Genomic DNA, 26263 nt, shown 5'->3' with positions numbered 1-26263 from the left:
CATGCCCTTGATCGGGTTTATGGTGGAGCTGGGGGGATTTGAACCCCCGTCCGCAAGCCTTCTTCGAGCAGTTCTACATGTGTAGCCGTCTGTTTTGGATCTCACCCCCTGAGCCGCGCAGCGGCACGCTGCCCAGGACGCCAGCAACCTTGGATCTCACCGCGCGACAAGTTGCCCGTCGCGCGACCAGCCTATGTAAATAACTTTGCAGCCTGGACCCTCACAGCTTGCGCTGATCAGACCCTTGCCCAGCCCATAGGCCTGCTGTTGCAAAGCTCACCGGCAATTAAGCGGCGAGTGCGAAACGTTCGTCGTTTGCAGTTAGTTTTTTTCTGCTGTTTTACGAGGTGACAGAACCTCGACATGCCCTGCTGCGTGTCCGAACCCACGTCGAAACCAGTGCAGCCCCTTGGAATCGGTAGTTTAAGGCAGTCCCAGCCATTTCAAGAGCCCAAGGGGCACCTCAATGATTTCGTCCGCGCCCCAGGTCGACACGTCGGCCTCTGGCCCCAGGTAGCCGTACATCGCAGCCACCGTGCGCATTCCCGCGGCGCGACCGGCCTGGATGTCGCGAATGTCGTCGCCCACGTAGAGGCAATCCGCGGGCGAAACCCCGATGCGGCGGGCTGCTTCCAGCAGTGGCTCGGGATGGGGCTTGGTGTGTGGCGTGGTGTCGCCGCTGATGACGGCGGCAGCCCTGGCAAACAGCGGCATGGACTGGGTCAGCGGCCGGGTGAAGCGCTCGCCCTTGTTGGTCACCACGCCCCAGAAGAGGCCCTGCTCCATCAGCCTGCCCACCAGCCTCTCGACACCGTCGAACAGACATGTCTGCAGCAGCAACCGGCTCTGGTAGTGATCGAAAAATTCCTGCTTGAGGTCTTCAAAGCCGTGATCGCCAGGTCCGGTATCGAAAGCCACCCGCAACATGCCGCGCGCACCAGAGCCCGAATGCGCGCGGTAACGATCCAGGGGAATTGGCGTCAGTTGGCGGCTGATGCGCATGGCGTTGGCAGCACCCGCCAGATCGGGAGCACTGTCGATCAGGGTGCCGTCCAGATCGAACAGCACCGTGCGAACGCCAGCAAAAGACGTCATGGCTTGCGGCTGGACACCAGGTAGTTCACGCTGGTGTCGCTGCTGAGCCAGTAGCGCTGGGTCAAGGGGTTGTATTCCATGCCCCGGGTTTGCTCAAGAGACAAACCCGCTGCGCGGCAATGCGCTGCCAGCTCGCTCGGACGGATCATCTTGGCGTATTCGTGCGTGCCCTTGGGGAGCATGCGCAACAGATACTCGGCGCCGACAATTGCAAACAGGAACGATTTGGGGTTGCGGTTGATGGTCGAAAAAAAGACCCAGCCGCCAGGCTTCACGAGCGCGGAACACGCGCGGACAACCGAAGAGGGGTCCGGGACATGCTCGAGCATCTCCATGCAGGTCACCACATCGAAGCCGGCGGGCTGCTCCTGCGCCAGCGCCTCGGCACTGATCTCGCGATACGACACGTTCTGTGTTCCGGCTTCCAGCGCATGCAACTGCGCGACCTTCAACGCCTTGGTTGAGAGATCAATGCCCGTGACGTCCGCGCCCTTGCGCGCCATGGAGTCGGACAGGATGCCGCCGCCGCATCCGATGTCCAGAACGCGCTTGCCCGCCAGCGACACCTGGCCATCAATCCAGCCCAGTCGCAAAGGGTTGATCTGATGCAGAGGCTTGAACTCGCTGTCAGGGTCCCACCAGCGATGAGCCAAATCAGAGAATTTGGCCAGTTCGGCCGGGTCGGCATTGACGTTGTTCATGTTTTCATTGTCCCATGTGCTCAGGGCGCCAGCCCCAGTTCGGAGGCGAAGTGCCTGCGCTCCCTCTGGACATCGGCGTGTGTGATGCAGAGCTTCTCCGTCGACAGACCGAGGCGTTGAACCTGTTGCCGGTAGTCGGCATTCTGATATGGGTCGGCCACCACATAGCCGGCCCGGCTTTCACACCGGCCATGGACCGTGCAATCCTGCCAAGTGGCGCCAAACAAGATACGGCCGTCGCGAGTGAATCCGGGAAAAGCACTCGCCAGCACCTGCGTGCGCTCGTCATCAATGCGAAACACCTGGTCCTGCAGCGGGGCGCGCCGGTCCACGAAGTACACGCTGGCGTTGTCGGTGTAGGCCAGCATCGCGGAGTCAAGGCCCGGGAATGCGAACACGGCCTTCCCCGGCGAAGCCTTGAGGTCCATCCGAGGCTCACAACCATGATCCGCACCCGGAATCACGGACGACAGCCCATACACACGCATCGATGGTTGACCCACCCGTGGGTTGATGGGTATGGCTGAAAACTCGCGCCCATCCACAGAAATCATGGGCAAGGTGTACACCCCACCGTCGACGGCCCGCCTAGAGCCACAGATGAACTGGGGGCCGGTGTCGGACACGACCTCTGCCGCCCGGCCATCGTCGAGGATCGCGATGGTCCTGACCTGCAACGGCCCCGTGCCCTGACCGGACCGGTCGCCTTGCGGCCAACTCATGGACCTGATCCAGACGAGGGACGGATCTGGCACATCGCGGGCATCCAGTTCGGATGCAGCCGCGTAGAAGCCCCGCATGCCCCCCTGGAAGAGCGGTTTGGCACCCGCCTCGGACCGCAGCACGTCGCGCAGACGGAAATGGCGTCCATCCACATCCACCAAGTATCGCCAGCTGCCCTGCACCGGAAAGGCCTCGTTGCTCAAGGGTGTCCGGTAGGCTCGGATACGATCGTCCGGCTCGGAGGGCAGTTCCATCAACGACACCTCTCCGAGGCGTTTGCCTGAGTACGAGCGCAACACAAACCGCCCGTCAGGGCTGATGCGTTCATAGGTGCCCAAGGCGGGTACGCCGTTCGCGTCAGTCCCCACGACCGCGGCGTCCAGGGGCAGGTAGCTGACCGCGGGAATGCAGGAAGGCCCGGTGACGTCTGCGGACCAAGCCAGGCCAATGCAGCAGGCCAGAGTCCACGGGACCATTCGTCGCAAGACCGCCGGAGTCATGGTCTGCGCCCCTCCCTGGGTTGCTGCAGCGACCACAACCGCCAGCGCAAGGAATCCACCCAGGCTTGATTCGGCATCACACCCCAGATCGGCCAGGCATGCATCCCACCTCGGTCCAGCACCCTGCTGTATGGAAAGTGATTCGGATGCCCCAACGATCCGGCACACGCGTCGGGCACCCGGACCACATCGGCCATCTCGCGGACCGACCACCCGGCCCTTTGTGCCGCCAGGACACCCTCATCATTCGTCAGATCTGGCGCCCACCAGGCGACAGTATCAAAACCCTCTGCCTCCGCAGCAGCCCTCATTCGGGGCCACTCGGTCATGCTGTAAACCATCCTGGGCGACAACACAGCCACCACGACCGGGCGCTGAATGCCCGAGGGCACAACGACGTCGAGGCATTCTGGCGAGAGGACAAGTGCCTCACCCGCATGCAACGGTGCCGTCAGGATGCTGGCGAAGCCCAGGACACAGCATCGGGCGCCCAGCAAAAAGCCCCAGGCATTTGCACGCCTGGGGCTTATTGAAAGAAACGAGACCGGCAAGTCTTACTTGTTGGTGCGGGTGCCCACCACCTCGACTTCCACGCGGCGGTTCTTGGCACGACCTTCCTTGGTGCCGTTGTCTGCCACCGGCTGGCCTTCGCCCTTGCCTTCGGTGTAGACGCGGTTGCTTTCGATGCCCTTGCTCACCAGATAGGCCTTGACGGCTTCGGCACGACGCACGGACAGCTTCTGGTTGTATCCGTCAGTACCGGTGGCATCGGTGTGGCCAACAGCGATCACCACTTCCAGGTTGATGCCCTTGACCTTGTCGGCCAGATCGTCCAGCTTGGCCTTGCCTTCAGGCTTCAGAACAGCCTTGTCGAAATCGAAGAAGGCGTCGGCGGCGTAGGTCACCTTGGTGGCAGCAGGGGCCGGTGCGGGAGCGGGGGCCGGTGCGGGCGCCGGAGCCGGGGCAGCAGCAGGTGCGGGTGCCGGAGCAGGCGCGGGGGCGGGCGCCGGCACGATGGCGCCGTCACAGCCCTTGGCTGCAGTGGCGGGCGTCCAGTTGGCATCGCGCCAGCACAGGGTGCCATCACCGTTCTTCCATTGGAGGTTGCCATGGCCGCTGCGCCAGTTGTCGTTCGTCGCAGTACCGCTCGAGGGAGCAGCGAAAGCAGCCGATGCCATGGCGGCGGTTGCGAACAGCATTGCCACTGAGTTCAGTTTTTTCATGGTTTTCCTCTTGGAGTAAGCCGCAGACGGCTGATTTCTGATTGAACGCGCTCGAGGTGACCACCACCTGTAACGCTCAAATCATTGTGCCACAAGCCTCTGGAATACCAAGGTCGGCGCGGGGACAAGGTCGCCCACAACGCTCGTCCGCACGTTGCCCACACACAACATGGCACCAACCGAACCGGCGGCCGACCCGTCTACTAAAATTGTTGGCTTTCCCTCTCCGTCACGGACCCCTTCAAAGCTCATGACCCAGTTCGCCAAAGAAACCCTGCCGATCAGCCTTGAAGAGGAAATGCGCCGCAGCTATCTCGACTACGCGATGAGCGTGATCGTGGGGCGCGCCTTGCCGGATGCCCGGGACGGCCTCAAGCCTGTGCATCGCCGCGTTCTGTATGCCATGCATGAGCTCAACAACGACTGGAACCGCCCATACAAGAAGTCGGCCCGCATCGTTGGCGACGTCATCGGCAAATACCACCCGCACGGCGACAGCGCGGTGTACGACACCATCGTTCGCATGGCACAGGACTTCTCTCTGCGCCACATGCTGGTGGACGGTCAGGGCAACTTTGGTTCGGTGGATGGCGACAACGCTGCGGCCATGCGCTACACCGAAATCCGCATGTCCAAGATCGCGCACGAGATGCTCGCGGACATCGACAAGGAAACGGTGGATTTCGGTCCGAACTACGACGGCTCCGAAAAAGAGCCCCTGGTGCTGCCGACCCGCCTGCCCAACCTGCTGGTCAACGGCTCGGGCGGTATCGCGGTCGGCATGGCCACCAATATCCCGCCGCACAACCTCAATGAGGTGGTGGACGCCTGCCTGCATTCGCTGAAGAACCCGGACTGCTCCATCGACGAGCTGATGGAGATCATCCCGGCACCGGACTTCCCCACCGGCGGCATCATCTACGGCATCAACGGCGTCAAGGACGGCTACCGCACCGGCCGAGGCCGCGTGGTGATGCGCGCCAAGGTGCATTTTGAGGACATCGACAAGGGCCAGCGCCAGGCGATCATCGTTGACGAGATCCCGTACCAGGTCAACAAGAAGACGCTGCAGGAGCGTATCGCCGAACTGGTGCACGAGAAAAAGCTCGAAGGCATCAGCCACATCCAGGACGAGTCGGACAAGTCTGGCATGCGTCTGGTGATCGAGCTCAAGCGCGGCGAAGTGCCCGAGGTCGTGCTGAACAACCTGTACAAGCAGACGCAGCTGCAGGACACCTTCGGCATCAACATGGTGGCGCTGATCGACGGTCAGCCCAAGCTGTGCAATCTCAAGGATCTGATCACCGTCTTCCTGGAGCACCGCCGCGAGGTCGTCACCCGCCGCACCGTCTTCAACCTGCGCAAGGCGCGCGACCGCGGCCACGTGCTTGAAGGCCTGGCTGTTGCTCTTGCCAACATCGACGAATTCATCAAGATCATCCGCGAGAGCCCCACGCCACCGGTGGCCAAGGCCGAGCTGATGACCCGCTCGTGGGACAGCCAGCTGGTGCGCGAGATGCTCACCCGCGCCAAGGCCGACGGCGGCACCGTCAACGCCGACGACTACCGCCCCGAGGGCCTGGAACGTGAGTTCGGCATGCAGGGCGACGGCCTGTACCGTCTGAGCGAAACGCAGGCCCAGGAAATCCTGCAGATGCGCCTGCAGCGCCTGACCGGGCTGGAGCAGGACAAGATCGTCGCCGAGTACAAGGATGTGATGGCCGAGATCGACGATCTGCTGGACATCCTGGCCAAACCCGAACGCGTCTCGACCATCATCAGCGAAGAGCTGGTGGCGGTGAAGAACGAGTTCGGCCAGACCAAGCTGGGCGCCCGCCGCAGCGAGATCGAGCACAGCGCCCAGGACCTCTCGACAGAAGACCTGATCACGCCCACCGACATGGTGGTGACGCTGTCCCACAGCGGCTACATCAAGAGCCAGCCGCTGTCCGAGTACCGCGCGCAGAAGCGCGGCGGCCGGGGCAAGCAGGCGACCGCCACCAAGGAAGACGACTGGATCGACCAGCTCTTTATCGCCAACACGCACGACTACATCCTGTGCTTCTCCAACCGCGGCCGGCTCTACTGGCTCAAGGTCTGGGAAGTGCCCGCCGGCTCGCGCGGCTCGCGCGGCCGACCGATCGTCAACATGTTCCCGCTGCAGGAAGGCGAGAAGATCAACGTGGTGCTGCCGCTGACCGGCGAGTTCCGAAGCTTCCCGGCCGACCACTACGTGTTCATGGCGACCAGCATGGGCACGGTCAAGAAGACCGCGCTGACCGAGTTCAGCAACCCGCGCAAGGCCGGCATCATCGCTGTCGACCTGGACGAAGGCGACTTCCTGATTGGTGCGGCGCTGACCGACGGTCAGCATGATGTGATGCTGTTCAGCGACGGTGGCAAGGCCGTGCGGTTCGACGAAAACGATGTGCGCCCGATGGGTCGCAATGCGCGCGGCGTGCGCGGCATGATGATCGAAGACGGCCAGAGCGTGATCGCCATGCTGGTGGCCGAGGACGAACAGCAGAGTGTGCTCACCGCCACGGTCAACGGGTACGGCAAACGCACGCCGATCGGCGAATACACCCGCCACGGCCGCGGCACCAAGGGCATGATCGCCATCCAGCAAAGTGAGCGCAACGGCAAGGTCGTGGCCGCCACGCTGGTGCACAGCGATGACGAGATCATGCTGATCACCGACAAGGGCGTGCTGGTGCGCACCCGGGTGAGCGAGATCCGCGAGATGGGCCGCGCCACCCAGGGTGTGACGCTGATCGCGCTGGACGAAGGGGCCGAGCTGTCGGGTCTGCAGCGCATCGTGGAAAACGATGCCAACGCACCCGAAGCAGCAGAAGGAAACGACGACGTGGCGGGTGACGCCGAATGACCCAGCGCCCCTACAACTTCTCGGCCGGCCCGGCCGCGATTCCAGAAGAAGTGCTGCAACAAGCCGCTGCCGAGATGCTGAACTGGAATGGTTCCGGCATGGGCGTGATGGAGATGAGCCACCGCGGCAAGGAGTTCATGTCCATCGCGGCGCAGGCCGAGGCCGACCTGCGCGAACTGCTCGCCGTTCCAGCCCACTTCCGCATCCTGTTCATGCAGGGCGGGGGACTGGCGGAAAACGCGATCGTGCCGATGAACCTGTCTCGCGGAGGCACCGTTGACTTCGTCGTGACCGGCGGCTGGAGCCAGAAGTCGGCCAAGGAGGCCCGCAAGTACGCGACCGCGAACGTTGTCGCAAGCAATGAAGCCGACGGTCATACCACCCTGCCCGCCCCGGCTGGCTGGAAGATCAGCCCCGGTGCACAGTATGTGCACATCTGCAGCAACGAGACCATCCACGGTGTGGAGTTTCACGAGCTGCCCGATCTCAAGGCCCTGGGCAGCAATGCTCCGTTGGTGATCGACTTTTCGTCGCACGTTGCGTCCCGTCCGGTGGACTGGGCGCGCGTGGGCCTGGCCTTCGGTGGAGCTCAGAAGAACCTCGGTCCGGCGGGTGTGACGCTGGTGGTGGTGCGCGAGGACCTGCTGGGCCAGGCCCTGTCGATCTGCCCGAGCGCATTCGACTACCGTGTCGTGGCCGACAACGCGTCCATGTACAACACCCCGCCCACCTACAGCATCTACATGGCCGGGCTCGTGTTCCAGTGGCTCAAGCGCCAGAAGGAAGGTGATTTCACCGGTATCGCCGCCATGGAGGCGCGCAACTTGGGCAAAGCCAACCTGCTCTACAACTTCATTGACCATTCCCAGTTCTACGTGAACAAGGTGGCCAGAGACTGCCGTTCTCGCATGAACGTGCCCTTCTTTCTGCGCGACGAGAGCCGCAACGATGCCTTCCTCGCGGGGGCGAAAGAGCGCGGCCTGCTGCAACTCAAAGGCCACAAGTCGGTGGGAGGCATGCGTGCCAGCATCTACAACGCCATGCCACTGGCGGGCGTGCAGGCACTGGTGGACTACATGCGCGATTTCGAGAAGACCTGCGCATGAGCCAGCAACCCGTTCAGTCCGAAGCGCTCGCCGGTCTGCGCGTGCAGATCGACAGCATCGACCAGCAACTGCTGTCCCTGCTGAACCAGCGTGCCCGTGTCGCCGAACAGGTGGGCGAGATCAAACGGGCCGAAGGCTCGCCCTTCTTCCGCCCTGACCGTGTGGCCCAAGTGATCGACAAGATCCAGAACGCCAACCAGGGCCCGCTGCTGAACCAGCACGTGGCGTCCATCTGGCGCGAGATCATGTCGGCCTGCCTGGCGCTGGAAGCCCCGCAGCGCGTAGCCGTGCTCGGCCCCGAAGGCACGTTCACCGAACAGGCCGCGATCGAGTTCTTCGGCAGCGCCGCCAACCTGATCTACTGCAGCAGCTTCGACGAGGTGTTCCACGCGACCGCCGCAGGCACAGCCCAGTTCGGTGTGGTCGGCGTCGAGAACTCCACGGAAGGTGTGGTGGCGCGCTCGCTGGACCTGTTCCTGCGCTCACCCGTGCACGTGGTGGGCGAAGTCAGCCTGCTGGTGCGCCACAACCTGCTGCGCCAGGTGAACAACCTGGACGCGGTCGAGGTGGTGCTGGCCCACCCACAGGCGCTGGCCCAGTGCCAGGGCTGGCTCACACAGCACCTGCCCAGGGCAGAACGGCGCGCCGTTTCAAGCAACGCAGAAGGCGCGCGGCTCGCTGCCACCAACCCGGCCTGGGCGGCGATTGCAAGCGAGCGCGCCGCGGCGCAGTTCGGCCTGCACATCGTCTCGCACGCCATCCAGGACGAGGCCTACAACCGCACACGCTTCCTGGTGATCTGTCTGCCGCAGACCCTGGCCACGCCGCCCGCCTCCGGGCGCGACTGCACCAGCCTCGTGGTGTCGGTGCCGAACCGCCCGGGTGCGGTGCACGACCTGCTGGTGCCGCTGAAGAACAACGGTGTCTCCATGACGCGGTTCGAGTCCCGCCCGGCCAAGTCCGGCCAGTGGGAGTACTACTTCTACATCGACCTCGCGGGTCACCCCTCGCAGCCCAACGTGGCAGCAGCCCTGAAGGAGCTGCAGGGCCTGTGTGCGTTCTACAAGGTGCTGGGTGCCTACCCGGTCAGCGAATGACATGAACGCCCCTCCTCTCAAATTTGAACAACTGGGCCTGATCGGCTGCGGCCTGATGGGTGGATCGTTTGCGCTGGCCATGAAGAAGGCCGGGCTGGTCAAGCGTGTCGTCGGGTACAGCAAGTCGCCATCCACCACCGAACGCGCCCGCCAGATGGGTGTCATCGACATTGAGGCGCCTTCCGCCCTGCTCGCCGTCTCGGGCGCCGATCTGGTGCTGGTCGCCGTTCCGGTGTCAGCAACCGAAGCCACCTTCAAGGCAATCCGCCACCTGCTGACCAAGGACACGCTGGTGATGGATGTGGGTTCGACCAAACGGGAAGTCATCGACGCGGCACGGCGCGTGCTCAAGGATCAGGTGGGCGTGTTCGTGCCGGCGCACCCGATCGCAGGCAAGGAGCTGGCGGGCGTCGAGAACGCCGACGCGGACTTGTACCAGGGCCGCCAGGTCATCCTCACCCCCATCGAACGCACCCAGACAGTTCAACTGGAGAAGGCGGCCCAGCTCTGGGCGGCTCTGGGCTGTCATGTGCAGCGCATGTCGCCCGAGGCACACGATGCCGCCTACGCTGCGGTCAGCCACCTGCCGCACATGATTGCGTTTGCACTCATGAACGCCATCGCGGGTCATGAGCACGGCAAACAGTTCCTCGCCCTGGCCGGCCCCGGTTTCCGCGACTTCACGCGGATCGCCGCCAGCGACCCCAGCGTCTGGCGCGACATCCTGCTGTCCAACCGCGAGGAATTGATCGCACAGTCCCGACAGTTCCAGCGCGCTCTGCACGCGTTCGAGTCCGCCATCGCTGCAGGCAATCCAGACGCGCTCGAAGCACTGATCGACAAAGCCAGCCAGACCCGCTCGCGGTGGCGCATGAGCGCCCACAAGCCCCAGAGCTGACCTCCTCCAGCGCATGTACGCCATTGCCCATCTCGACATCCCGCCTCTGGCCAGCGCGGGCGGCACCGTCCGCCTGCCCGGATCCAAGAGCATCTCCAACCGTGTGCTGCTGCTCTCGGCCCTGAGCGCCGGCCACACCGACATTGCCGACCTGCTCGATTCGGACGACACGCGCGTCATGCTGGCCGCCTTGGACCAATTGGGTTGCCGCATTGAACAGCGCCCCGACAACCTGCTGCGCGTGCACGGTCTGGGCGGTCAGCTGCCGGTGAAAGGGGCCGCACTGTTCCTGGGCAATGCCGGCACCGCCATGCGGCCACTTACCGCGGCGCTTGCGCTGCTGGCCGCCGAGCAGGGCGGGTGTTTCGAGCTGAGCGGCATCCCGCGCATGCACGAGCGGCCCATCGGCGACCTCGTCGACGCGCTGCGCCAGCTGGGTTGCCCGGTGGACTGCCTCGGTCAGGAGGGTTACCCGCCGCTGCGCCTGGGCAATGGCACACCTTCTGTGCTTCGTCTGGACCAGCCCATCCGGGTGCGGGGCGACGTTTCCAGCCAGTTCCTCACGGCGCTGCTGCTGGCCCTGCCGCTGGTGGCGCGAGAGCGCCCGGTGGTAATCGACGTAGTCGGCGAACTGATTTCCAAGCCCTACATAGAGATCACGCTCAACCTCCTGGAGCGGTTTGGTGTGCACGTGCAGCGCGACGAATGGTCCCGATTCACGATCCCCGCCGGCAGCCGCTATGTGTCGCCCGGGCTGGTCCACGTCGAAGGAGACGCCTCGTCAGCGAGCTATTTCATCGCGCTGGGTGCGCTGGCGCCTGCCCGTGAGGGCACAGATGGCGTGACCATCGAGGGCGTGGGGCTGTCGTCGATACAGGGCGACATCCGGTTCGTCGAGGCGGCCCGGATGATGGGTGCCGAGGTGACGGGTGAAGCCAACCGCCTGCACATCCGGCGAGGCAAGTGGCCCCTGAAGGCCATTGACCTGGACTGCAACCACATCCCCGACGCCGCCATGACGCTCGCTGTGATGGCGCTTTACGCCGACGGCACCACCACACTGCGCAACATCGCGAGCTGGCGCGTCAAGGAAACCGACCGGATCGCGGCAATGGCCATCGAATGCCGCAAGTTGGGAGCGACAGTCGAGGAAGGTGCAGACTTCATCCGCGTCACGCCGCCCGCCCGCTGGACGGGTGCGAGCATCCACACCTACGACGACCACCGCGTCGCCATGTGCTTTTCGCTGGCCGCCTTCAATCCGGATGGTGTCACCGTGCGCATCGAAGACCCGAAGTGCGTGGCCAAGACCTTCCCGGACTACTTCGAAACCCTGTTCGAGCTGTGTGCCACACCGGCGGCGCACATCCCTGTGATCTGCATTGATGGCCCTACCGCCTCAGGCAAGGGCACGCTGGCCTCCGAGGTTGCCAAACGACTGGGTTTTCACCTGCTGGACTCCGGCGCGCTCTATCGCGCCACGGCCCTGGCCGCACAGGACGCCGGACTGGACCTGGATGATGAAACGGCCCTCGCCCGCCTGGCAGCCCATCTGCCCCTGGCCTTCCGCGATCACCGGGTCTACCTTGCCGGCCGGGACATCACCGATCCGTTGCGGCTGGAATCCACCGGAGGCATGGCCTCCCGGGTGTCCCAGCACCCGGCGGTGAGGGCGGCGCTGCATGGCCTGCAGCAAAGCTTCCGGCGCCTGCCGGGGCTGGTGGCCGATGGGCGCGACATGGGCACGGTGATCTTCCCGGACGCAGGCCTGAAGGTGTTCCTCACCGCCAGCGCCGAACAACGGGCCCAGAGACGCCATAAACAATTGATTTCCAAGGGAATTTCTGCTAACATCGACGACCTTTTGGCAGACCTCAAGGCGCGCGACCACCGGGACATGTCCCGTGCACACGCACCCTTGAAGCCCGCGGAAGACGCCCAGTTGCTGGACAACTCGGACCTGAGCATCGAAGCCTCGGTGCAACTGGTTCTTGACTGGTGGCAAGGCACAACGGCGGTTCCAGGCAACTGAACCGCCTTTTTCGATGGCCCAGAAGGCCCCGCCGGGTGTTCACAGCCCGCAGGCCCCATGGTTCTTTCACTTAACCCGCGGTGTCACGCACCGCAACGTCAACGCCGCCCACACGTCGATTCCTCGCGCACCCTCCTTCGGTGCTGCTGCTGTCCGACGCCAGGTGGTCATAGGAAATTCAATGTCTGAATCTTTTGCCGCCCTCTTCGAAGAGTCCCTGAAGCGCGCAGAAATGCGCTCGGGTGAGGTCATCACCGCCGAAGTCGTGCGCATCGAGCACAACCACGTGGTGGTCAACGCCGGTCTGAAGTCGGAAGCCTACGTGCCTCTGAACGAATTCAAGAACGACCAGGGCGAACTCGAAGTCCAGGTCGGTGATTTCGTGTCCGTGGCGATCGACTCCGTCGAAAACGGCTTCGGCGACACCCTGCTGTCGCGCGACAAGGCCAAGCGTCTGGCCTCCTGGATGGCCCTGGAAAAGGCCCTGGAGTCCGGCGAGTTCGTCACCGGCACGACCTCGAGCAAGGTCAAGGGCGGCCTCAAGGTCATGGTCAACGGCATCAGCGCCTTCCTGCCGGGCTCGCTGGTCGACAGCCGTCCCACCAAGGACCTGACCCCCTACGAGAACAAGACCCTGGAATTCAAGGTCATCAAGCTCGACCGCAAGCGCAACAACGTGGTGCTGAGCCGCCGCGCTGTGGTGGAAGCCTCCATGGGCGAAGAGCGCGCCAAGCTGATGGAAACCCTGAAGGAAGGTGCCATCGTCAACGGCGTGGTCAAGAACATCACCGAATACGGTGCGTTCGTGGACCTGGGTGGCATCGACGGCCTGCTGCACATCACCGACATGGCATGGCGCCGTGTCCGTCACCCGAGCGAAGTGGTGACGGCTGGCCAGGAAATCACCGCCAAGATCCTGAAGTTCGACACCGAGAAGCACCGCGTTTCGCTGGGTCTGAAGCAGATGGGCGACGACCCCTGGATGGGCGTGGCCCGCCGCTACCCGCAAGGTACCCGCATGTTCGGCAAGATCACCAACATCGCCGATTACGGCGCGTTCGTGGAGCTCGAACCCGGCATCGAAGGCCTGGTGCACGTTTCCGAAATGGACTGGACCAACAAGAACGTGGCCCCGTCCAAGCTGGTGTCGCTGGGTGACGAGGTCGAAGTCATGGTGCTGGACATCGACGAAGACAAGCGTCGCATCTCCCTGGGCATGAAGCAGTGCCGCGCCAACCCCTGGCACGAGTTCGCCGAGCAGACCAAGCGCGGCGACCGCGTCAAGGGCCCGATCAAGTCGATCACCGACTTCGGCGTGTTCGTGGGTCTGGCCGCCGGTATCGACGGTCTGGTGCACCTGTCCGACCTGTCCTGGAACGAGCCGGGCGAAGCCGCCGTGCGCAACTTCAAGAAGGGCCAGGAAGTCGAAGCCATCGTGCTGGCCATCGACGTCGAGCGCGAGCGCATCTCCCTGGGCATCAAGCAGCTCGACGGCGACCCGTTCACCACCTTCGTGTCGGTCAACGACAAGGGCTCCGTGGTGACCGGCAAGGTCAAGACTGTGGACGCCAAGGGCGCCGAGATCGACCTGGGCGAAGACGTCATCGGCTACCTGCGCGCCTCGGAAATCTCCCGCGACCGCGTGGAAGATGCCCGCAACGTGCTCAAGGAAGGCGACGAAGTCACGGCCGTGGTGGTGAACGTGGATCGCAAGACCCGCAACATCCAGCTGTCGATCAAGGCCAAGGACATGGCCGACCAGAACGAAGCCATGGCCAGCCTGAACCAGAACACCGGCAACGCCGGTACGACCAACCTGGGCGCCCTGCTCAAGGCCAAGCTGGACAGCAACAACTGAGATCCAGCCTGAGGCTTCTGCCGGTGCTTCACGCACCGGCAGGGCCCGGCGCTGTTCCGGACACACCAACGCCCGAGTTCAGTCATGACCCGCAGCGACCTTGTCGAAGCACTGGCCAGCCGGTTCGGCCAGCTCACCCACCGCGATGCAGAGTTCGCTGTCAAGGCGATCCTGGACGCGATGGGCGATGCCCTGGTGAAAGGCCACCGGATCGAGATCCGCGGGTTCGGCAGCTTCTCTGTCAACCGCCGCTCGCCCCGCATCGGACGCAATCCGCGCTCGGGCGAGAGCGTGATGATCCCCGAGAAGCGGGTGCCCCACTTCAAGCCTGGCAAAGCCCTGCGCGAGCAGGTGGATGCCAAGACGGCGGAGATCCTGGGTCGAGAGCCGAAAAATACGGCCTGATCGCTACAATCGTCCCACCACAGAGGGGATGATTTGAAATACCTGACGTGGCTGCTCAATGCAGCCATTTTTTTTGTTCTGTTCGCCTTCGCGCTGAACAATCAGGACACGGTCACCATGCACCTGTTCTTCGGAGCCCGCTGGCAGGCCCCGCTGGTGCTGATTCTTCTGTGCGCCTTGCTCCTGGGCGTGGTGCTGGGTGTGGTGGTGATGCTGCCGCTGTGGCTGCGGGCGCGTCGGCGTTCAGCAGCCCGACCGGCAACCGCACCCATACCCTTGCCTCCCGCCGTCCCGGACGCAGTGTCCACCGCGTCCCGCCCCCCGAATGGAACTTGACCTGACCTGGCTCCTCTGGGGCCTTCCCCTGGCCTTTGCACTCGGATGGCTGGCCTCACGCCTCGACCTGCGTCAGTGGCGCATGGAAAGCCGCCAGACGCCCAAGGCCTATTTCCGGGGACTGAACCACCTGCTCAACGAACAGCAGGACCAGGCCATCGACGCCTTCATCGAGGCGGTGCAAGGAGACCCCGACACCGCCGAGCTGCACTTCGCACTGGGCAACCTGTTCCGCCGCCGCGGCGACTACGACCGCGCCGTGCGGGTACACGAGCACCTGCTGGCCCGCGCCGACATCGGCCGCAAGGACCGCGACCGCGCCCAGCATGCGCTGGCGCTGGACTTTCTCAAGGCGGGCCTGCTGGACCGTGCCGAGTCCGCCCTGCACAAGCTGGAAGGGTCTGCCTACGAGGGCGAAGCCCTGATGGCGCTGCTGTCGATCGCCGAACGCTCGCGCGACTGGCCCCAGGCGCAGATCCTCGCCCAGCGCCTGGAGGACACCCACCAGGGCAGCTTCACGCCCCGCCTTGCACACTACCTCTGTGAAGAGGCCGAGCTGGCCATGAGCCAGGGGGACGCCGCGGAGGCCCAGCGCCTGCTCAACAAGGCGGTGGAGCGCGCGCCGCAGATGGTCCGCGGCTGGATGGCGCTGTCGGCGCTGAAAGCGCAGCAGGGCGACACCAAGGGTGCATTCGACACGCTGCTGCAACTGGTGCGCCATGCGCCGCAGGGCTTTCCGCTGGCGGCGCGACCCATCGCCGACCTTTCAATCGCCACCGGGCGCCAGCAGGAAGCCATCGCCCTGCTCAACGAGGCGCAGGCCCACGGCCCCTCGCTGGACATCACCGAGGCGCTGGCCACGCTCAGCGGCAGCGCGACAGCGGCCCGGAGGCACTACCTCAGCCACCTGGAGCGGGAACCTTCCCTGGTGGCGGCCACCCAGTGGCTGGCCGGCGAAACCCTGTCGGACCCCGCTGCCCAGAAGCGGGTCCAGGCGGCGCTCGAACATGCGGCCGCTCCGCTCAAGCGCTACCGCTGCGCCGCCTGCGGCTTCGAGGCACGCCAGCACTTCTGGCACTGCCCGGGCTGCCAGAGCTGGGACAGCTACCCGGCTCGCCGCGTCGAAGAACTCTGAGCACGGCGCCAGACGGCCAGCAGCCAGGTCTCCAGGTCGTGCACCGGCCGACCGGTCGCCGCTTCGACGGCCGCACGGTAAGGCGGCATGTTGGTGCACTCCAGCACCACAGTCCGCACCTGCGGGTGCCGCGACACCAGCCTCATGGCCGCCGCCACCACATCTTGCTGCGCCTGCGCCAGGTCCAGCACCGTGTCATCGGCGAGGATGCGCGACTGCAGCTCGCAGCCGGGAGCGAGGCCTTGCACCGGTGTTCCGGCGGGCACACCGGCCTTGCGCAGCAGGGATGGGTGCAGCGAGGCCGCGTCAAAGGTGACGATGCCCGGTGCGGGCAGGTCGGCACATTGCAGCAGGCTGGAGGTGATCACGGGCACCGGGACCACGGCCTGCAGTTCGGCCTGCCACCCGGCGAGGAAACCGCAGCTGGTGGAGATCAGGCGTGCACCGTCATCCGCCAGAGAGCGGGCCGCGTCGATGAACGGGCCGAGCAGTGCCGGGTCCTGTTGCTGCACCACGCGCCGTGCCGATGCCCCTGGCACGACACGCAGCCGGGCCGGGATGCCGGCCCGCGTCCAGGTCTGCGGACAGCCGATGTCGCCGGGCGGACGCGGGAAGCGCGTGTCGAGCACGATCACGCCGAGAAAGGCCTTTTCACCGCTGTCCGAACCATTCATGGCGATAAGCTGTGCGTCCACATCCGAAGCAACAAGAAGGTGATTGAAGCATGACGCAGGCCAGACCAGGGCAGCGCGCTGTGGTGCTGGGCGCCGGCATGGTGGGTATTGCCTGTGCCCTCTCGCTGCGCCAGCGGTCCATGGACGTCACGGTGCTCGACCCGCTGGGTCCCGGCGCCGCCACCTCGCATGGCAACGCGGGCGTGCTGGCGCGCAGTTCGCTGATGCCGTTCAACCACCCAGGGCTGTGGGCCCAGCTGCCGGCGCTGCTGCGCGGGAAAAACCCGGGCTTTCGCTACCACCTGCCGTGGGTGCTGGGCCAGTGGCGCTGGGGGTTGTCGTTTCTGGGCCATGCGCGGGCTGCCGACTTTCAGGAAACCACCACCGCGCTGGACGCGCTGATCCGCCACTCCGGCACCGTCCACCGGCGCTGGATGGCCGAGGCGGGCATCGCACACCGCCGCCGCGACGACGGCTGGCTGTTTCTCTACCGCAGCGAGGCCGCTTTCGACAGTGGCGCCTTCGGGCGCGAGACGCTGGCGCGCTTCGGCGTGGCCACACGCGTGCTGGATGCGGCCGCGCTGCACGAGCTGGAGCCCCACCTGAAGCCAATGTTCCCGCGCGCGCTGTGGGTGCAGGACGCCAGCTCGGTCGACAGCCCCGGCGAGGTGGTGCGCAGCTATGCGGCCTGGCTCCAGGCGCTCGGCGGCGCGGTGCGCACGGACGAGGCCACCGGGCTGCATCGCCACAGCGGCGGCTGGACGGTTCACACCCGCAGCGGCACACCGCTCGAAGCCGACCATGTGGTGGTGGCGCTTGGCCCCTGGTCGCGCGACTTCCTGCGCGGGCAGTTCGGCCTGCGCCTGCCCATGGGCTTCGAGCGCGGCCAGCACCGCCACTTCCACCCCGCCGAGGGTACAGTGCTGTACCGGCCGGTGTACGACACCGCTGGCGGCTACGTGCTGGCGCCGATGGCGCAGGGGCTGCGGCTGACCACGGGTGTCGAGCTGAACGCGCAATTCGCGCCGCCCCACCAGGCGCAACTCGAGGTGGCCGAACGCACTGCGCGGGAAGCGATGCCGCTGGGTGACCGCACTTCCGACCCCGACTGGCTGGGCAGCCGCCCCACCCTGCCCGACTGCAGGCCGATGATCGGTGAATGCCCGGGGCAGGAGGCGCTGTGGCTGGCGCTGGGTCACCAGCACATCGGCTTTTCCACCGGCCCGGGCACCGGCGAGTTGCTGGCGCAACTGATGCTGGGCGAACCGAGCGCCATCGACCCGCACCCGTTCAGGCCGCAGCGCTTCCTGCGCGCCTGAACCGGCCAGCGGTCACATGTTCCCCGGCAGCCACATCACGATTTGCGGGAACCAGAACAGCAGACACACCGCCAGCACCATCAGCAGGAAGTACGGCATGCAGACCCGCGCGATCCAGTTGATTTCGCGCCGCGTCATGCCCTGCAGCACGAAGAGGTTGAAGCCCACGGGCGGCGTGATCTGCGCCATCTCGACCACGATCACGATGAAGATGCCGAACCAGATCAGGTCGATGCCTGCGGCCTGCACCGTGGGAATGATCACGCCCATGGTCAGCACGATCATCGAGATGCCGTCCAAGAAGCACCCCAGCAGGATGTAGAACAGCGCCAGCGCGATCAGCAGCAGGCCGGGCGACAGGCCCAGCGATCCGACCCATTCGGCCAGATGGCGCGGCAGGCCGATGTAGCCCATCGACAGCGTGAGGAAGGCGGCGCCCGCCAGGATCAGGGCCATCATGCAGTACAGGCGCGTGGCGCCCAGCAGCGCATCCCTGAAGCTCTGCCACGAGAGCGACCTCTGGTAGGCCGACAGCAGCAGCGCACCGACCACACCGATGGCCGCCGCCTCGGTCGCGGTGGCCACGCCGACATAGATCGAGCCGATCACACCGCCGATCAGCAGGATCACCGGAATCAGCTCGCTGGACGCGCGCAGCTTCTCGCCAAAGCTCATGCCGGCGTCGGCTTCGGGAATCTTGTCCGGGTTCATCAGCGCCCAGACCATCAGGTAGCCGCTGAACAGGCCCGCCAGCATCAGCCCGGGTATCACGCCGGCGACGAACAGCTTGGCGATCGACACCTCGGCTGCGACGCCGTACACGATCATCACGATCGAGGGCGGAATCAGCAGCCCCAGCGTGCTGGCGCCACCCAGCGAGCCGATCACGCGCTCGGGCGGGTAACCGCGCTCGGTGAGCTCGGGAATGGTCATCTTGCCGATGGTGGCGCAGGTCGCGGCCGAGGAGCCGGACACCGCGGCGAAGATGGTGCTGCCCAGGATGTTGGTGTGCAGCAACCGGCCCGGCAGCGCATTCACCCAGGGCGCCAGCCCCTTGAACATGTTCTCGGACAACTTGGTGCGGAACAGGATCTCGCCCATCCACACAAACAGCGGCAAGGCGGTGAGTGTCCAGCTGCTGGCCGAGCCCCAGATGGTGACCGCCATGGCGTCGCCCGCGCTGCGCGAGGAGAACAGCTCCATGCCGATCCAGGCTACGCCGGCCAGCGTCAGGCCGATCCAGACCCCACTGCCCAGCAGCAGGAACAGCGCGACGATCAGAAAACCGGTGACCAGCATCTCATTCATGGCGCGTCTCCGGTCCGCCGATGTGCTGGCGCTGGCCGCGCAGTTCCAGCACCCATTCGTCCACAAACGCGATGAGCAGCACCAGCGTGCCCAGCGCCATGCCCAGCTGCGGAATCCACAGCGGCGTGGCGTCGTTGCCGGTGGAGATGTCGTTGAACTCGTGCGACTGCATCACCAGCCGCAGCGAGAACCAGGCAAACAGGCCGGACAGCAGCACCGCCGCGCTCAGCGACCACAGCTCCATGCCCCGGCGCGCACCGCCTGTGAGCTTGCCGAGCACCAGCGTGACGCGGATGTGCTCGTTGCGCTTGAGCGTGTGCGCCAGTGCCAGGAAGCCGGCCGCCGCCATGCTGTAACCCGCGTAGGCGTCGGTGCCCGGCACATGGAAATTGAACTGGCGCCCCAGCACCGACAGCAGCACCATGACCAGCACGCCGATCATGAACACCGCCGCGAGCCAGGCGCAGCCGTCGTACAGAGCGTCGAGCGCGCGCCGCATGCTGCTGCCGCCGCTCACTTGCGGAACGCGTCGACCAGGGCCTGGCCCTCAGGACCCGCCTTGTCCAGCCACTCCTTGAGCATGGTGTCGCCGACCTTCTTCATGTCGGCCTTGAGCGCGGCTGGCGCGGGCAGGATCTGCATACCGCCGGCCTTGAGCTTGTCCAGGCTTTCGGTGTTGGCCTTCTTGCTGGCGTCCCAGCCGCGCGTCTCGGCGTCGGCAGCCGCCTTGAGCACCGCGTCCTGCGTGGGCTTGTCCAGCGTGTCGAAGGCTTTCTTGTTCACCAGCAGAGCGTTCTTGGGCAGCCAGGCCTGGGTGTCGTACCAGTACTTCACATGCTCGTAGAGCTTGGCGTCGGCACCGGTGGAGCCGCTGGACATCATGCTTTCGGTCACGCCGGTGGCGAAGGCCTGGCTGACTTCGGCGGCCTGCACCGTCACCGGCTGTGCGCCCACCAGTTCGGCGATGCGGGCGGTGGCGGGGCTGTAGGCGCGCCACTTGATGCCCTTGAGGTCGGCGGCGCTGTTCAGCGGCTTCTTGCTGTAGACACCCTGCGGCGGCCACGGCACGGCGAACAGCACCATCATGCCCTGCTCGGCCAGTTTCTTCTCCAGCAGCGGGCGCTGCGCCTTCCACAGCTTGGCGGCCTCGTCGTAGCTGTCGGCCACGAACGGAAGGCCGTCGGCGCCGAACAGTTGCCACTCGTTCTGGTAGTTCACCAGCAGGATCTCGCCGGCCTGCGCCTGGCCACCCTGCACCGCGCGCTTGATCTCGGGCGCCTTGAACAGCGCGGCGTTGGGGTGCACCGTGATCTTGAGCTTGCCGCCACTGGCCTTGTCCACGTCGGCCACGAACTGGTTGATGTTGACCGTGTGGAAGTTGCTCGCCGGGTAGGCGGTGGCCAGGTCCCACTTGGCCTGGGCGAACGCCGAGGTCGAGAGGCCGATGGCAGCGAAGGCCATGGAGAGTTGGAAAGCGCGACGTTTCATGAAAGCTCCAGTTGCAGGTTGAACAAACCGCGGCACCGACCGCAGAAGACGGGTGCATGCACTGTAGGGGTCATGGCAACAGATTGTGACCAGTGTTTTCCCTTATTGTTGACAAATCGTTGGTAAATTGTCGTCAAATACAGGCGCCCGCCCACCACGGAAACCGACCCATGGCCAAGTCAGCCCAAGCAAGCAGCACGCCAGTCACCGCCGCACCACGATCGCCCATCGTGTCCTCTGCGCACCTGGTCTCGCCCCAGAGCGCGGAGATGAGCGAGTTCGAGTTCGGCCTGATCGTGGCCAGCAACGCCTTCCACCGCTGGGTGGTGCACTGCATGGCCGCCGCCGGGCTGAAGGACCTGATGCCGCTGGACGTGCTGGTGCTGCACCACGTGACGCACCGCGCGCGCGACAAGCGCCTGTCCGACATCTGCTTCATCATGAACATCGAGGACACGCACCTGGTGAACTACTCGCTCAAGAAGCTGGCGAGCCTGGGCGTGGTGGCATCGAGCAAGTCGGGCAAGGAAGTGACCTACGCGGCCACCGAGTCCGGCAGCGCCTTCGTCCAGCGCTACCGCGAGATCCGCGAGCAATGCCTGATCCAGGCGCTGCACGCCGACGATGCACTGAACAAGGACATCGGCGAGCTGGCGCGCCTGCTGCGCGTGCTCTCGGGCATGTACGACCAGGCCGCCCGGTCGGCGGCGTCGTTGTGAGCGTCATGACCCCACGTCTGCTGCCCCTGGGCGACAGCGCCTGGACGGTGGAGTTCGGCCACGCCATCGACGCGGCAACCAACGCGCGCGTCATGGGCCTGGCCGGGCGGGTCGCGGCCGCGCGCCAGAACGATCCGCTGCTGGCCCCGGTGACCGATGTGGTGCCGACCTTCCGCTCGCTCACGGTGCATTTCGACCCTTGGGCGGGCGACGCCACTGCCTTGGGCCGGCAATTGCTGTCCATGGCGCAGGAGGGTCAGCAGACCACTGTGCAAGGACGCCAGTGGCAGCTGCCCGTGTGCTTCGACGACGACTTCGCACCCGACCTGCCGCGCGTGTGCGAGCTGAAGCAACTGAGCCGGTCCGAGGTGATCAGCCAGCTGCTGGGCGCCGCTTTCCGGGTCTACATGCTCGGCTTCCAGCCCGGCTTCCCCTACATGGGCGGACTGCCACCCACGCTGGTCACGCCACGCCTGCCCTCGCCGCGACAGAAGGTGCCCGCGAAGTCGGTGGCCATCGCGCTGGACATGTGTTCGGTCTATCCCTGGGAGAGCCCGGGGGGCTGGAACCTGCTGGGGCGCACGCCGGTGGTGCTGTTCGACCCGGCGCAGACCGAACAACCCGCCATGCTCGCCGCAGGCGACGAGGTGCGCTGGACCGCGGTGGACCGCGACACCCACGACCGGCTCGCGCGCGAGATCGCCAACGGCCTGCCGCGCGAGACCTTCCTGAAAGAGTCTGCGACATGAGCGGCCAGCTGGAAGTCCTGCAGCCCGGCATCGGCACCACCGTACAGGACCGGGGCCGTCCGGGCCACCGGCACCACGGCCTGCCGCTCTCGGGCTGGCTCGACGCGCCGCTGGCCCGGGCCGCCAACGCGCTGCTGGGCAACGATCTGAACGCGGCGGTGCTGGAGCTGCGCGGCGTCGGCACGGCGCTGCGGGTGAAGCGCGGACCCGTGCGCGTCGCGCTGGCCGGCCGCATCGGCGCGCAGCGCATGCGAGAGGACGGCGCCCGCACGCCCCTGCCCGCCTGGCAGACCGCCACGCTGCACGAGGGCGAGACCCTGCAGCTGGGCAGCGCCGACAGCGGCTGCGCCTACCTGGCGGTGGCAGGCGGCATCGCCCTGGCGCCGGCCTTCGGCAGCCGCGCCAGCTACTGGCGCGCCGGCCTGTCGGGTGTGCTGGGCCGCGCCTTCCAGCCGGGCGACGTGCTGCCTTGTGGCGAGGCCGGCAGCGGCGACCCGCGCGAATGGCGCTGCCGCTCACCCTGGGAACCCGAGACCGGCCCGATCCGCGTAATGCCTGGCCCGCAGGACGACCATTTCACCCCCGACGCGCTGGCGAGCTTCTTCGCGCAGGACTGGCAGGCCACACCCGCACAGGACCGCATGGGCCTGCGTCTGGAAGGCGAGGCACTCGCGCACACCAGCGCAGACGCCGCCGACATCGTGTCCGACGGCGTGACGCCGGGCGTGATCCAGGTGCCGGCCAACGGCCAGCCCATCGTGCTGCTGGCCGATGGCCAGACCGTGGGCGGCTACCCCAAGATCGCGACCGTCATCACCGCCGACCTGCCGCGGCTGGCGCACCTGCGGCCGGGCACGCGTGTGCGCTTCGCGCCCGTGACGGCGGAACAGGCGCACGAGGCCCTGACCGCCCAGCGCACGCGCTGGCAGCAATGGCTGGCGGGCCGCGAGGCCTTCCTGCCGCCGGGCCACATCGACGAGGCCGCGCTCTACGGCCGCAACCTGATTTCCGGCATGCTCGCCACCCACCCCGGAGAGGACACACCATGAGCCCCATCAACCTCAACGCCGACCTCGGCGAAAGCTTCGGTGCCTGGACCATGGGCAGCGACGCCGAACTGCTGACCGTCATCAACAGCGCCAACATCGCCTGCGGCTTCCACGCCGGCGACCCGGTGGTGATGCGCGAGACCGTGCGCCTGGCCATCGCCAACGGCGTGAGCCTGGGCGCACACCCGGCCTTCCCCGACCTGCAGGGCTTCGGCCGGCGGGTGATGCAGCTCTCGCCCAGGGAACTGGAAGCGGCCATCCTCTACCAGGTCGGCGCGCTGCAGGCCATGGCCTCCGCGGAAGGCGGTCGCGTGACCCACGTCAAGCCGCACGGCGCACTGAACAACATGGCCTGCGCCGACGAGGCCATGGCCGCCACCGTGGCGCGCGCCGTCAAGGCGCTGGACCCGCAGCTGATTCTTCTGGCGCCCGCCCTCTCGGCGCTCGAGCGCGCGGGCGAAGCCGCCGGCCTGCGCGTCGCGCGCGAGGTGTTCGCAGACCGCACCTACCAGGCCGACGGCCAGCTGACGCCACGCTCACAACCGGGCTCGGTGCTGCACGACGCCGCCGACTGTGTGCGGCACGTGCAGCACATGCTGGAGGCCGGCGGCATCGTCACCGCCGAAGGCGAGCGCCTGCCCACGCCCATCCACAGCATCTGCGTGCACGGCGACGGCCCCGGCGCCGTGGCCGCTGCGCGGGCGATCCGCACCGCGCTGGAAGCGGCTGGCCACCGCCTGGCGGGCTTGCCGGCACTGGTCTGAGGCGGTCCTTCGAGAACCAGGGTGGGCGTTGCGAGGCTCAAGCCCTGACCGGCGCCTGTCTGTCCTGGGGCTGAACAGCCGCCACCTCGGCGGCCGGGTCCGGAGCCGCGGCCAGCCGCTGCAACGATTCATCCGCAGGCCTGTTGGCCGCCTGCCGTGCATCGACGGCCCCCTCCTTCAAGCCGAGGCCATCGAACTCCGCGACGCGGATCTGGCCCCCATCCGCACGCAAGTGGGTGATGCGCGACAGACCGGCCTCGCGCGCGCCCAGCGCCACCGCGTGCACCGTGTTCTCCATGCCCTGGTCCCAGGGCAGTCCGTGCTGGCCGGCCAGCCGCTGCACATGACCCCGGCTGTCATCGAGCAACCGCCGGGTCGGTTCGGGCAAGGCCGCCGGGTCCAGTGCGGCGCCTTTGCGCGGCTCGCGCTGGGCAGGCTCACCCGGTTCAAGCGGTCCGCGGATCGTGTCGATGGCGTCGCGGGCGTTGCCATCGATGCCGCGAGACACCGCCGTCAGCACGCCACGCATCTGGCGCACGTCCCGGCGGTACTCGCCAATCTGCACCGACTGCTGCTGCGCCAGGCTGCGCGCCTGCGGATCGGCAAGGATGGAGCGGTCGGGCTGGCCGCTGGCGTCCACCTCCACGAAGTGGTGCATGCTGTGGCTGCCCCCCAGCGCCACCGCCGCGCCAAGGGTGCTGGGCGGGGTGGTGCCAGTGGCCATATTGATGGGCGAATAACCCCTCAGCGCGTCGCTCCAGTGGGTCTGGTTGTCGTAGCCCTTGGACAGCAGCGTCTTCACCTCCTCGGGCCGGGCATAGAGCCGTGTCTCTCCAAAGTGCGGGCTGGCCGCGCTCACCGCGTCGCCCGCCATCATGTGGTTGATGACCGAGTGCCCGCCTTCGGGAATGCGCCGGCTCAGGCTGACCGCCCCATAGGCGTTGAAGGTTTCGCCTTTGAGACCGAAGTGGTGGGCGCTGACCTGGGCCAGCGTGCCGCCCAGGGAGTGGCCGGTGGTGGTGACAGGGCCAGAAGTCAAGTTCCGCGCCTCATCCGCCACTTTCAAACGGAGAGCTTCGCGCGTCAGGGCTATTGCATCCTCCGCTTGGAGGTTGGAACGATTGAGAACCATGCCACCGTCTGCCAAAGCGCCGTCCTTGAACGCCTCCCGATCAAACTCAGTGCCTCTGTGGACAACCACCAACTCGCCCGTGTCGCGGCGCTGGTAAATCGTGCCCTGGTACCCGGTCCTGGGGTTGTCCACATGGGCACGGACATGGAACGTGACACCGTCGGAGACGACCTTTGGGGCCGAATCATCGCCACGGTCGTAATTCGCAGCCTGCGCTGGCTTGTACACATGCCACGCCAAGTCTGCGTATTGCTGACTGGAGACACTCATGGTTTGGCCTTCACTTGTGCGGTGATGGAGAACAGGTTGGAGCGGAAGGGCTCCTTGTAGCCGTCAGGATCGCGCCGCCCGGGGTTGCTCACGGAAACAGCCGAATCGCGCGTCTCCAGCTTTGGATAGTCCCCTTTCCAGTAGTGCTGCCGGTACGTGGCACCGTCCACGAACTCCTTCGCATCCAGGCTGAGGCCATAGCGCGTGTCCTCCTCCGACGCACTGGCAGCAAAGCCCGCCCCCGCGCCACCCATCTCCCAGCGGCACACCCCCTTGCCGTAGTAGTCCTCGTCCAGCATGGCATCCAGCGCCACCGTCATCACGAAGCGATTCGGACCAGCGGGTGTGACGGGCAGGCTCAGACCTTTGAACGGCGTGCCCCAGGTGCCTGCCCAGGCATTGGTGACAAAGGTGCAGTTGGGCACCTGCGGCGCGCTGTAACCGGCGCTGCCCCGCACGGCCATCAGCGGCCCGGGGGCATCGTGGATCTCGAACGTGACCTCGAACACCCGGCGAGGCGAGGGGTTGAGCTTGAAGAGATGGGCCTGCTCCGACCGGTCGTTCTTCTGCGCGCCGGTGGGCTGGTCGGTCGCAGCGGATGCTCCCGGCGCAGGCGCGGCTGGGGCGGTGGGTTGGCAGGCCATCAGCGTCCCCCACATGACGATGGCGCAGGCCAGACGGGCGCCGCGGTTGAAAGGCAACTCATGCACACACACCTCCTTGATGTTTTGCTGGCAGGGTCGCTGGTGCACATCTGTTGGCCGCCCTGCCCGATCTGTTCCGCCGGCAGTATAG

General features: G+C 66.1%; 24 protein-coding genes and 1 other RNA gene. 14 read left to right on the top strand and 11 right to left on the bottom strand.

Features of this window, described 5'->3' with window-relative positions:
- Nucleotides 1-20: 20 nt before the first annotated feature.
- The 5 genes from ssrA to ompA all read right to left on the bottom strand — a co-directional run bounded on the left by ssrA (nucleotide 21) and on the right by ompA (nucleotide 4242).
- Nucleotides 21-409: a transfer-messenger RNA gene (gene ssrA, locus HPS01S_RS11640) on the bottom strand.
- A 14-nt stretch (nucleotides 410-423) separates the two neighbouring features.
- Nucleotides 424-1095, bottom strand: a complete 672-nt coding sequence (gph, locus tag HPS01S_RS11635) for a phosphoglycolate phosphatase (protein WP_066155807.1) — start codon at nucleotides 1093-1095, stop codon at nucleotides 424-426.
- Nucleotides 1092-1796, bottom strand: a complete 705-nt coding sequence (gene ubiG / locus HPS01S_RS11630; protein WP_066155803.1) for a bifunctional 2-polyprenyl-6-hydroxyphenol methylase/3-demethylubiquinol 3-O-methyltransferase UbiG — start codon at nucleotides 1794-1796, stop codon at nucleotides 1092-1094. The genes gph and ubiG overlap by 4 nt, the downstream gene beginning before the upstream one ends.
- A gap of 20 nt (nucleotides 1797-1816) precedes the next feature.
- Nucleotides 1817-2773 (bottom strand): hypothetical protein, encoded by a 957-nt coding sequence (locus HPS01S_RS11625; protein ID WP_157576269.1) that lies wholly within the window; start codon nucleotides 2771-2773, stop codon nucleotides 1817-1819.
- Between the two features lie 800 nt (nucleotides 2774-3573).
- Nucleotides 3574-4242, bottom strand: a complete 669-nt coding sequence (gene ompA, locus HPS01S_RS11620) for an outer membrane protein OmpA (protein ID WP_066155797.1) — start codon at nucleotides 4240-4242, stop codon at nucleotides 3574-3576.
- Between the two features lie 250 nt (nucleotides 4243-4492).
- Between ompA and gyrA the strand changes: the two genes are divergently transcribed.
- The 9 genes from gyrA to lapB all read left to right on the top strand — a co-directional run bounded on the left by gyrA (nucleotide 4493) and on the right by lapB (nucleotide 15996).
- Complete coding sequence (gene gyrA / locus HPS01S_RS11615) at nucleotides 4493-7129, top strand: DNA gyrase subunit A (protein ID WP_066155794.1); 2637 nt, start codon at nucleotides 4493-4495, stop codon at nucleotides 7127-7129.
- The gene (serC, locus tag HPS01S_RS11610; RefSeq protein WP_066155791.1) at nucleotides 7126-8235 is read left to right on the top strand and encodes a 3-phosphoserine/phosphohydroxythreonine transaminase; all 1110 of its coding nucleotides are present in this window, start codon (nucleotides 7126-7128) and stop codon (nucleotides 8233-8235) included. Before gyrA ends, serC begins: the two co-directional genes overlap by 4 nt.
- On the top strand, nucleotides 8232-9332 hold the full coding sequence (gene pheA / locus HPS01S_RS11605) for a prephenate dehydratase (protein WP_066155788.1): 1101 nt from the start codon (nucleotides 8232-8234) through the stop codon (nucleotides 9330-9332). The genes serC and pheA overlap by 4 nt, the downstream gene beginning before the upstream one ends.
- Nucleotide 9333: 1 nt before the next feature.
- The gene (locus tag HPS01S_RS11600; RefSeq protein ID WP_066155785.1) at nucleotides 9334-10230 is read left to right on the top strand and encodes a prephenate dehydrogenase; all 897 of its coding nucleotides are present in this window, start codon (nucleotides 9334-9336) and stop codon (nucleotides 10228-10230) included.
- A gap of 13 nt (nucleotides 10231-10243) precedes the next feature.
- The gene (locus HPS01S_RS11595; protein ID WP_066155782.1) at nucleotides 10244-12262 is read left to right on the top strand and encodes a bifunctional 3-phosphoshikimate 1-carboxyvinyltransferase/cytidylate kinase; all 2019 of its coding nucleotides are present in this window, start codon (nucleotides 10244-10246) and stop codon (nucleotides 12260-12262) included.
- A 181-nt stretch (nucleotides 12263-12443) separates the two neighbouring features.
- The gene (rpsA, locus tag HPS01S_RS11590; RefSeq protein WP_066155779.1) at nucleotides 12444-14120 is read left to right on the top strand and encodes a 30S ribosomal protein S1; all 1677 of its coding nucleotides are present in this window, start codon (nucleotides 12444-12446) and stop codon (nucleotides 14118-14120) included.
- A 51-nt stretch (nucleotides 14121-14171) separates the two neighbouring features.
- On the top strand, nucleotides 14172-14525 hold the full coding sequence (locus tag HPS01S_RS11585) for an integration host factor subunit beta (protein WP_341785663.1): 354 nt from the start codon (nucleotides 14172-14174) through the stop codon (nucleotides 14523-14525).
- A 33-nt stretch (nucleotides 14526-14558) separates the two neighbouring features.
- Nucleotides 14559-14861, top strand: a complete 303-nt coding sequence (locus HPS01S_RS11580) for a lipopolysaccharide assembly protein LapA domain-containing protein (protein WP_066155775.1) — start codon at nucleotides 14559-14561, stop codon at nucleotides 14859-14861.
- Entirely contained in the window at nucleotides 14851-15996 is a 1146-nt protein-coding gene (gene lapB / locus HPS01S_RS11575) for a lipopolysaccharide assembly protein LapB (protein ID WP_066155772.1), read from the top strand. Before HPS01S_RS11580 ends, lapB begins: the two co-directional genes overlap by 11 nt.
- Here the strand turns inward: lapB and HPS01S_RS11570 are convergent.
- Nucleotides 15966-16670, bottom strand: coding sequence for an aspartate/glutamate racemase family protein (locus tag HPS01S_RS11570; RefSeq protein WP_066155769.1), 705 nt, complete (start codon nucleotides 16668-16670; stop codon nucleotides 15966-15968). The two genes, lapB and HPS01S_RS11570, sit on opposite strands and share 31 nt — an antisense overlap.
- A 50-nt stretch (nucleotides 16671-16720) precedes the next feature.
- On the opposite strand from HPS01S_RS11570, the gene HPS01S_RS11565 reads away from it, so the two are divergent.
- A complete protein-coding gene (locus HPS01S_RS11565; RefSeq protein ID WP_066155766.1) occupies nucleotides 16721-17989 on the top strand; it encodes an NAD(P)/FAD-dependent oxidoreductase in 1269 nt (422 codons plus the stop codon).
- 12 nt (nucleotides 17990-18001) lie between these two features.
- On the opposite strand, the gene HPS01S_RS11560 is transcribed toward HPS01S_RS11565, so the two are convergent.
- From HPS01S_RS11560 to HPS01S_RS11550, 3 genes are read right to left on the bottom strand one after another with little or no spacing between them, the layout of a single operon-like run.
- Nucleotides 18002-19297, bottom strand: a complete 1296-nt coding sequence (locus HPS01S_RS11560; protein WP_066155763.1) for a TRAP transporter large permease — start codon at nucleotides 19295-19297, stop codon at nucleotides 18002-18004.
- Nucleotides 19290-19796, bottom strand: coding sequence for a TRAP transporter small permease (locus HPS01S_RS11555; protein ID WP_066156067.1), 507 nt, complete (start codon nucleotides 19794-19796; stop codon nucleotides 19290-19292). The genes HPS01S_RS11560 and HPS01S_RS11555 overlap by 8 nt, the downstream gene beginning before the upstream one ends.
- Before the next feature lie 14 nt (nucleotides 19797-19810).
- The gene (locus HPS01S_RS11550) at nucleotides 19811-20785 is read right to left on the bottom strand and encodes a TRAP transporter substrate-binding protein (RefSeq protein ID WP_066155762.1); all 975 of its coding nucleotides are present in this window, start codon (nucleotides 20783-20785) and stop codon (nucleotides 19811-19813) included.
- A gap of 170 nt (nucleotides 20786-20955) precedes the next feature.
- On the opposite strand from HPS01S_RS11550, the gene HPS01S_RS11545 reads away from it, so the two are divergent.
- Genes HPS01S_RS11545 through HPS01S_RS11530 form a run of 4 tightly spaced genes read left to right on the top strand, consistent with a single transcriptional unit; the run spans nucleotide 20956 to nucleotide 24066 of the window.
- Complete coding sequence (locus HPS01S_RS11545; RefSeq protein WP_066155760.1) at nucleotides 20956-21504, top strand: winged helix DNA-binding protein; 549 nt, start codon at nucleotides 20956-20958, stop codon at nucleotides 21502-21504.
- Nucleotides 21505-21509: 5 nt separating this feature from the next.
- Complete coding sequence (pxpB, locus tag HPS01S_RS11540) at nucleotides 21510-22253, top strand: 5-oxoprolinase subunit PxpB (RefSeq protein ID WP_066155758.1); 744 nt, start codon at nucleotides 21510-21512, stop codon at nucleotides 22251-22253.
- On the top strand, nucleotides 22250-23302 hold the full coding sequence (locus tag HPS01S_RS11535; protein ID WP_066155757.1) for a 5-oxoprolinase subunit C family protein: 1053 nt from the start codon (nucleotides 22250-22252) through the stop codon (nucleotides 23300-23302). Before pxpB ends, HPS01S_RS11535 begins: the two co-directional genes overlap by 4 nt.
- Nucleotides 23299-24066: a LamB/YcsF family protein gene (locus HPS01S_RS11530; RefSeq protein ID WP_066155754.1), complete on the top strand. Its 768-nt coding sequence runs from the start codon at nucleotides 23299-23301 to the stop codon at nucleotides 24064-24066. Before HPS01S_RS11535 ends, HPS01S_RS11530 begins: the two co-directional genes overlap by 4 nt.
- Nucleotides 24067-24103: 37 nt before the next feature.
- Here the strand turns inward: HPS01S_RS11530 and HPS01S_RS11525 are convergent, their stop codons facing one another.
- Both HPS01S_RS11525 and HPS01S_RS11520 read right to left on the bottom strand, forming a co-directional pair.
- The gene (locus HPS01S_RS11525; RefSeq protein ID WP_503826368.1) at nucleotides 24104-25468 is read right to left on the bottom strand and encodes a Tle-like phospholipase domain-containing protein; all 1365 of its coding nucleotides are present in this window, start codon (nucleotides 25466-25468) and stop codon (nucleotides 24104-24106) included.
- Nucleotides 25465-26178 (bottom strand): hypothetical protein, encoded by a 714-nt coding sequence (locus tag HPS01S_RS11520; protein WP_157576266.1) that lies wholly within the window; start codon nucleotides 26176-26178, stop codon nucleotides 25465-25467. The genes HPS01S_RS11525 and HPS01S_RS11520 overlap by 4 nt, the downstream gene beginning before the upstream one ends.
- Nucleotides 26179-26263 lie beyond the last annotated feature (85 nt).

Origin of the sequence: Hydrogenophaga pseudoflava NBRC 102511, assembly GCF_001592285.1 — a bacterium.
Lineage (GTDB): Bacteria > Pseudomonadota > Gammaproteobacteria > Burkholderiales > Burkholderiaceae_C > Hydrogenophaga > Hydrogenophaga pseudoflava.
This window is presented reverse-complemented; position numbering and strand designations above follow the sequence as displayed.

Excerpts from the sequence above, each read along its gene's own strand:
- HPS01S_RS11535 (WP_066155757.1), top strand. The coding sequence starts at position 22,250 with ATGAGCGGCCAGCTGGAAGTCCTGCAGCCCGGCATCGGCACCACCGTA.
- gyrA (WP_066155794.1), top strand. The coding sequence starts at position 4,493 with ATGACCCAGTTCGCCAAAGAAACCCTGCCGATCAGCCTTGAAGAGGAA.
- rpsA (WP_066155779.1), top strand. The coding sequence starts at position 12,444 with ATGTCTGAATCTTTTGCCGCCCTCTTCGAAGAGTCCCTGAAGCGCGCA.
- HPS01S_RS11565 (WP_066155766.1), top strand. The coding sequence starts at position 16,721 with ATGACGCAGGCCAGACCAGGGCAGCGCGCTGTGGTGCTGGGCGCCGGC.
- serC (WP_066155791.1), top strand. The coding sequence starts at position 7,126 with ATGACCCAGCGCCCCTACAACTTCTCGGCCGGCCCGGCCGCGATTCCA.
- HPS01S_RS11530 (WP_066155754.1), top strand. The coding sequence starts at position 23,299 with ATGAGCCCCATCAACCTCAACGCCGACCTCGGCGAAAGCTTCGGTGCC.
- HPS01S_RS11595 (WP_066155782.1), top strand. The coding sequence starts at position 10,244 with ATGTACGCCATTGCCCATCTCGACATCCCGCCTCTGGCCAGCGCGGGC.
- HPS01S_RS11545 (WP_066155760.1), top strand. The coding sequence starts at position 20,956 with ATGGCCAAGTCAGCCCAAGCAAGCAGCACGCCAGTCACCGCCGCACCA.
- HPS01S_RS11560 (WP_066155763.1), bottom strand. The coding sequence starts at position 19,297 with ATGAATGAGATGCTGGTCACCGGTTTTCTGATCGTCGCGCTGTTCCTG.
- HPS01S_RS11555 (WP_066156067.1), bottom strand. The coding sequence starts at position 19,796 with ATGCGGCGCGCGCTCGACGCTCTGTACGACGGCTGCGCCTGGCTCGCG.
- gph (WP_066155807.1), bottom strand. The coding sequence starts at position 1,095 with ATGACGTCTTTTGCTGGCGTTCGCACGGTGCTGTTCGATCTGGACGGC.
- HPS01S_RS11570 (WP_066155769.1), bottom strand. The coding sequence starts at position 16,670 with ATGAATGGTTCGGACAGCGGTGAAAAGGCCTTTCTCGGCGTGATCGTG.
- HPS01S_RS11525 (WP_503826368.1), bottom strand. The coding sequence starts at position 25,468 with ATGAGTGTCTCCAGTCAGCAATACGCAGACTTGGCGTGGCATGTGTAC.
- lapB (WP_066155772.1), top strand. The coding sequence starts at position 14,851 with ATGGAACTTGACCTGACCTGGCTCCTCTGGGGCCTTCCCCTGGCCTTT.
- ompA (WP_066155797.1), bottom strand. The coding sequence starts at position 4,242 with ATGAAAAAACTGAACTCAGTGGCAATGCTGTTCGCAACCGCCGCCATG.
- pheA (WP_066155788.1), top strand. The coding sequence starts at position 8,232 with ATGAGCCAGCAACCCGTTCAGTCCGAAGCGCTCGCCGGTCTGCGCGTG.
- HPS01S_RS11600 (WP_066155785.1), top strand. The coding sequence starts at position 9,334 with ATGAACGCCCCTCCTCTCAAATTTGAACAACTGGGCCTGATCGGCTGC.
- HPS01S_RS11550 (WP_066155762.1), bottom strand. The coding sequence starts at position 20,785 with ATGAAACGTCGCGCTTTCCAACTCTCCATGGCCTTCGCTGCCATCGGC.
- ubiG (WP_066155803.1), bottom strand. The coding sequence starts at position 1,796 with ATGAACAACGTCAATGCCGACCCGGCCGAACTGGCCAAATTCTCTGAT.
- pxpB (WP_066155758.1), top strand. The coding sequence starts at position 21,510 with ATGACCCCACGTCTGCTGCCCCTGGGCGACAGCGCCTGGACGGTGGAG.
- HPS01S_RS11625 (WP_157576269.1), bottom strand. The coding sequence starts at position 2,773 with ATGGAACTGCCCTCCGAGCCGGACGATCGTATCCGAGCCTACCGGACA.